The 6,178-nt window shown below is 56.3% G+C and carries 4 protein-coding genes; 1 reads left to right on the top strand and 3 read right to left on the bottom strand.

Translation table 11 applies throughout. The features are described 5' to 3' along the window. Nucleotides 1-69 precede the first annotated feature (69 nt). The 3 genes from ACTVJH_RS15530 to ACTVJH_RS15520 all read right to left on the bottom strand — a co-directional run bounded on the left by ACTVJH_RS15530 (nt 70) and on the right by ACTVJH_RS15520 (nt 4,060). A complete protein-coding gene (locus ACTVJH_RS15530) occupies nt 70-2,031 on the bottom strand; it encodes an efflux RND transporter permease subunit (protein ID WP_455992725.1) in 1,962 nt (653 codons plus the stop codon). Next, nucleotides 2,031-3,197: an efflux RND transporter periplasmic adaptor subunit gene (locus tag ACTVJH_RS15525; protein WP_455992723.1), complete on the bottom strand. Its 1,167-nt coding sequence runs from the start codon at nt 3,195-3,197 to the stop codon at nt 2,031-2,033. The genes ACTVJH_RS15530 and ACTVJH_RS15525 overlap by 1 nt, the downstream gene beginning before the upstream one ends. A 278-nt stretch (nt 3,198-3,475) precedes the next feature. Then, nucleotides 3,476-4,060 (bottom strand): TetR/AcrR family transcriptional regulator, encoded by a 585-nt coding sequence (locus tag ACTVJH_RS15520; RefSeq protein WP_455992721.1) that lies wholly within the window; start codon nt 4,058-4,060, stop codon nt 3,476-3,478. A 394-nt stretch (nt 4,061-4,454) separates the two neighbouring features. Between ACTVJH_RS15520 and ACTVJH_RS15515 the strand changes: the two genes are divergently transcribed. Continuing rightward, nucleotides 4,455-5,786 (top strand): RsmB/NOP family class I SAM-dependent RNA methyltransferase, encoded by a 1,332-nt coding sequence (locus ACTVJH_RS15515; RefSeq protein WP_455992718.1) that lies wholly within the window; start codon nt 4,455-4,457, stop codon nt 5,784-5,786. Nucleotides 5,787-6,178: the final 392 nt, after the last annotated feature.

The following is a 6,178-nucleotide window of genomic DNA, read 5'->3' as shown; positions in this document are numbered from 1 at the left end:
TTTTGTATTCTATTGCGTGGAAACAAGAGAAATACTAAAAAACAAGGATCTCTTCAAGTAAAAAATTAGTTATTTCAGGATGTTTGTTCTAATTTTGAAAGCAAAATAAACTCCGAAAGTCGAGTTGATAAAGGCAAACCCCATGTTCTGGGCCTGGCCGCTGAAACTCATGCCGGAAATGGCCATCACCGATTCCACGGTATCCTTTTCATGGGTGGCAAAATACTGCTGCACCTGCTTCATGACCTTTTGGGTCTGTTCCAGGGCCGATCCCGCGGGCAGGATGGCCTGAACAATGAGGATGCCCTGATCCTCATTGGGCAGATAGGCCGTGGGCATGCGCTGGAAATAATAGCCCATGGCACCTGTTATGAGCAGAAAAAGAAGGAGATAGCGCAGCTTTTTGCGCAGGATACGGCCCACAAATTTTGCATAAACCTCCCTGAACCAGAAAAAGGCGCGATCAAACCATCTGAAAAAGGGGCGCAGGAAAAAAACCGCATTGTCGGCCGGTTCATGCCCTTTGGGAATGGGTTTCATGAACGAGGCGCAGAGGACCGGGGTCAGGATCAGGGCCACGAGCACGGAAAGGAGCATAGATGCCATAATGGTGATGGAAAACTGGCGGTAGATGACCCCTGTGGAGCCGGGAAAAAACGCCATGGGTCCGAATACGGCCGCAAGTACCAACCCGATACCGACAAGGGCACTGGAAATCTCGTCCATGGATTTGGCCGTGGCCTCCCTGGGCGGCAGTCCTTCCTCGGCCATGATCCGCTCCACATTTTCCACCACAACGATGGCATCGTCCACCAGAAGCCCGATGGCCAGGACCATGGCAAACATGGTCAGCATGTTGATGGAGAAACCGAACAGCCCGAGAACGGCAAAGGTTCCGAGCAGCACCACGGGTACGGCAATGGTCGGGATCAATGTGGCCCGGAAGGTACCCATGAAGATATACATGATCACGAAGACCAGAACCACGGCCTCCCCCAGAGTCTTGGCCACTTCGTCGATGGCCACCTGGGTGAACGGGGTGGTGTCGTAGGGGTAGATGACCTTCATGCCCGGCGGAAAATACCGGCTCATCTCCTCGAGTTTTGTCTTGACCGCATTGGCCGTATCCAGGGCGTTGGCACCTGCCGCCTGCCGGATGGCCATGGCCGCCGAGGGCAGACCGTTGTAATTGGCAATGACATCGTAGCGTTCCGTACCCAGCTCCGTACGTCCGATATCCTTGATCCGGACCACCGAACCGTCACCGTTGGTCCTGATGGGTATGGCCGCGAATTCCTCGGGCGTCTGGAGAAGATGCTGGACCACGATGGCCGCGTTCATCTGCTGGCCTTTCACAGCCGGGGCACCGCCGAACTGACCGGCCGAGACCTCGACATTGTAGGCATGGAGGGCTCCGATAACATCGGTCATGGTCAGACGGTAGTCGGTCAGCTTGTCCGGATTGACCCACACCCGCATGGCGTACTGGGACCCGAAATTATTGACCTCACCCACCCCGGGCACCCGGGAGAGTATCTTTTCCAGGTTGGACTGGGCGTAATCCCTGAGATCGTTCCCATCCATGCTCCCGTCTTCGGAAACAAGCCCCACGATGATCAGATAGTTTTTGGTGGACTTGCTGACCTTGACCCCCTGTTCCTGCACCACGGAAGGCAGGCTGGCCATGGCCAGCTGGAGCTTGTTCTGGACCTTGGACCAGGCAACGTCCGGGTCGGTCCCCGGGGCAAAGGTCAGGTCGAGACGCGATGTCCCCGAGGACGAGCTGCTCCCGGAAAGATAGAGCATACTGTCCAGACCGGTCATTTTCTGCTCGATGATCTGGGTGACCGTATTCTCCACGGTCTCGGCAGAGGCCCCCGGGTAATAGGACTCGATGGAAATGGAAGGGGGCGCGATGGGCGGATACTGGGAGATGGGCAGATTGTAGATGGCCAGTCCCCCGGCGGCCATCAAAGCGATGGCGATGACCCAGGCAAAGACCGGGCGCTCAAGAAAAAATCTCGATAGCATCAGGCATCTCCTTTGGGCGAAGTCTCGGCTTCCCGGACACCGGCCGATCCCTGGTCCCCAGCCGGTGCCGGGGCGATCCTGACGGGCATGCCGGGCCGGATAAACTGGCGGCCCTGCAGAATGACCCGGTCACCGTCAACCAGTCCGGATGCCACCAGCCAGGAAGTCCCCATGGCCCGATCCAGGTTGAGCATTTTCAGCTCGACCTCACTCTCCTTATTGACGATCATTGCATAGGGTGCCCCCTTGTGATCCCTGGAAACGGCTTCCTGGGGAATGAGGATGCCCTTGGGATTGACCCCTTCGTCGATACGCGCCCTGACGAACATCCCGGGCAAAAGGACCTGATCCGGGTTGGCAACGAGGATCTGCATGATCACCGAACCAGTGCTCTCATCAACGTTCACCTCGCTGAACTGCACACTCCCCTTGTGGGAATACATGGACCCGTCTTCCAGGAGCAGTTCGACGGTAGGTGTATCCTGACCGCTCTCAACAATGCCCCCCGTACGCAGGCGCTTTCTCAGATGCAACATGGCGGTTCTGGACTGGGGCACCTGCACATAGATGGGATCGAGCTGCCTGATGGTGGCCAGGGCAACGGGCTGGTAGGCCGTGACAATGGCCCCTTCGGTAACGGATGATCTGCCGATGCGGCCGGAAATGGGCGCGGTGATGCTGCAGTAGCCCAGATTGATACGCGCGGACTCCATGGCCGTCTTCCAGTACTGGATATCCGCCTTGATCTGGGCCAGAGCGGCTTCTGCATCGTCATAATCCTGCTGACTCACCGCCCTGTCTGCCAATAATTCCCTGTACCTGACGGCCCGTGACTCAATGGAAGGAAGTTGCGCCCGAGCCCTGACCAAAGCGGCCTCGGCGCTGTCCAGGGCCGCCTGAAAGGGAGCCGGATCGATCTCATACAGGGGTTGCCCTTTTTTGATGAGCGCCCCTTCGGTGAACAACCGTTTGATGATCAACCCGTTGACCTGAGGTCTGATTGCCGCAGTCCGGAAGCATGCCACCCGGCCGGGCAGTTCCGTGGTCAGGCCCACCGGCTCGGTACGGACGGTCATGACGGTCACCTCGGGAGTGGGGGGCTGCTTCGGGGCTTCCTTCTTCTGCTCGCAGGCAGAAAGGGTCACGGCCAGCAGTAAAACAGCCATGACAAGGATGTTCGGCGCAAGGCCTGATGTTTTTTGGTTGTATCGTCTCACAATGCCTCCCAATATGTTATACGCTTTCGTTTCTCATCTTGTAACAAATACCATTCCTGTAGGGTCACGGCGCGCCGTGCCCTTGTGGGGCATCCCGAACCCTCTGCCGATTCCTTCATCCCCGTGCGATCCGCTGTCTTATGCGCATTGTATCGGGTAAAAACACCGACGTCCCGGTGGATTCGAGGGCACGGCGCGCCGTGCCCCTACGGGCGGTGCATGATTCATCATGCCTTGATGGCGTTCCAACACGCTTCTGCCGTGGCCCGGATGACAGTATCATTCACCATATCGTCTCCGAACAGGGCATATCTCACCAGGCAGCTGACCGGTCCGAACACCATGACCGGATAGACCGGAAGGGGCAGTTTTCGTACGGTCCCCTCCTGCTGGCCGTTGAGAAAAAGCCGGTTGAAGAGATCGTTGGGTGTGCCGTCTTCCATCAAAATCTTGGCCTGAATCTTGTCGTTTCCATACGGGGAGTTGAAATATTGCTCGAGAAATCTGAATTCCCTGGGACGGGAACGGAAATAGGCAACGAGGTTGATCACAAAATGAACAAACTGCCGGTGTGTCGACAGACTCGTATCAATGTTCTCTTCCATGGCTCGCTCAAGGGGGATCTCCACCTCTTCATGGAGAGCATGGATAAGGGCATCCTTGTCGCTGAAATACCTGTAGATGCTTCCGACACCAACACCCGCCAGGGTTGCGATGCGCGACATGGGGGAAGAGTGGAACCCGTTTTCGGAAAAAAGGTCCAGGGCGGCCTCGAGGATGGCGCTGCGAATGTTCTTGGAATCAGAAGGCATGTTTGGCTACCGGGTAGACACGAACTGCGGAATGAACGTTCACTCTTCTTGTCGAGTCGATTTTTCTTGTCAAGAAAAAATGTAACTATTCAGGTGCATTTCCCGGGAATCAGAATTGTAAATTTTAGAAATTTAAGAGATTTAAGAAATTACAGGCGGTTAGCGTGCAGGTCCTTAATTTCTAAAATTTCTGAAATCCTTAAATCTCTAAAATTTACGGGCTGGCACTCAAATTTAACATTACATTGCAGTCTGTTGCACCTGATAAATTTTGACCTGAATAGTTACGAAAAAATAAGGCCATGAAGGATCTTCACCAATCAGGGCTGATTTGTACTCATGGCCGGCTTCACCAATATCCAAGTCTGGACGAACCAGGGGTTCTCGTTTAGCGATGACCTGCATCGCGCAGCATTGTCGCGCCCAATCAAAGCCCCTGCAGACCATGACTTCCAGCCAGCAACCATCTCCTTCCCGAACCTTTCGGTTCAACTGCCGTCCCCATGAGGCAGAACTCGTGGAATCCCTTCTGCAGGCCGAGGGATTCGTCCTTGACAACGATCCCTGCTACCCACTGGCCCGGCGTCTTACCAGCGGACCCACGGCACTGGGCAACGCACTGGCTCACATCTTCGGTTACATCTACATCCAGGATCGCTCCTCCATGCTCCCCCCCCTGCTACTTGATCCCCCAACAGGAGGCGTTGTCCTGGACATGTGCGCGAGTCCGGGGAGCAAGACGACCCTTCTGGCCCGGCTGGTGGGCCCCCGGGGTCTGGTCGTGGCCAACGAGGTCAATCCTTCCAGACTGGCCACCCTGCGAGCCAATATCCGGACCCAGAATCTCCCCAATGTCGTCACCACCTGCTACCAGGGGCAGGACCTCCCTCTACCGGAAGGAACATGGCCCTGCATCCTGGTGGACGCACCGTGCAGCGGCTGGGGCACTGTGGACAAGAATCCCCAGGTCATGAAGGTCTGGACACCTGACAAACTCGCTCCCCTGGTCCAGCTCCAGAAGGACATCCTGACAAAAGCGGCCAGGCTTCTGGCCCCGGGCGGCTCCCTTGTCTACTCCACCTGCACCACCGATCCACTGGAAAACGAGCACCAGGTCCGCTGGGCCGTGGACAATCTCGGCCTTGAGCTGGAACATCTCGATCCCCTGGGCGGGTTCACCGTGGAACGTCACGGCGCGCCCGAGTTGAACCACTGCCTGCTGGTGGACGGTGACAAATCCGGAGCACAGGGATTCTTTGTGGCCCGGCTCAGGAAACCTGAGATCCCGGGAAGAGAGCAACCATTTCCCCTTCAAAGCGCATCAATGGATACCAACCTCGTGCCCGTGGATCTTTTGACCCGAGAACATCCTCTGAATACAAAAACCCTGAAGGAAGGCACATGCCATCTCTTCAGGGACAGGGTCTTTTTTCTCCACTCCAAGGCCTTGCAGTCTTTCACCGACAGAGTCCGCTGGCAGGGACTCCCTCTCGGCACGCTGCGCAAAGATCGGTTCCGCATCGACCCGACCCTGCATTGCCTCATGCCGGACTACGAGATATTGGGCGGTCTGGATGTCACAGACATTGACATCCTGCACAAAATGATATCAGGCCAGAGCCTCCCCGCGCCGGGCACCGGCAAACATGGCGGACTCTATTGGCGGGGGCTGCCTCTGGGGTGGCTCAAATACAAGGGGAAGCGGTGTCTCTGGTCGAATCGGTGATGCCGCAGGCTTCATCAATATGATTCATCCCGGAAAAAATGCTTCCATGCACCGGGTTCCCGTACCATATTTGTACAAATCTCCCCCGGTCTTGACTCCGAATGGATCCCCCGCCCTGGTCAGGGCGGGGTTAGGGGCGGGTCGTATAATCGGTGCCTTTCTCCAGCAGTTTGAAACCCTCCCCCAGCCCCTCCCTGAACTACGGGAGGGGGGCTACAGTGTTGCACTTTCCGATAATTTCGGAAGAAACGGGAGAGTTCTTTCCGTGCCCCGGAATGGAGTGCGGCGGCGAACAAGAACACTTCTATCAAACCTTGTTTGCACGCTCTGCGCTTGATCTCGAGGCGACCAGCCAACAACCAATAACCCTTCCCGCAATTATGAAAGGATGT

It is taken from the genome of Desulfoplanes sp. PS50 (assembly GCF_053851535.1).
The sequence above is the reverse complement of the archived record's forward strand: the minus strand, read 5'-3'. Positions and strand labels throughout refer to the sequence as shown.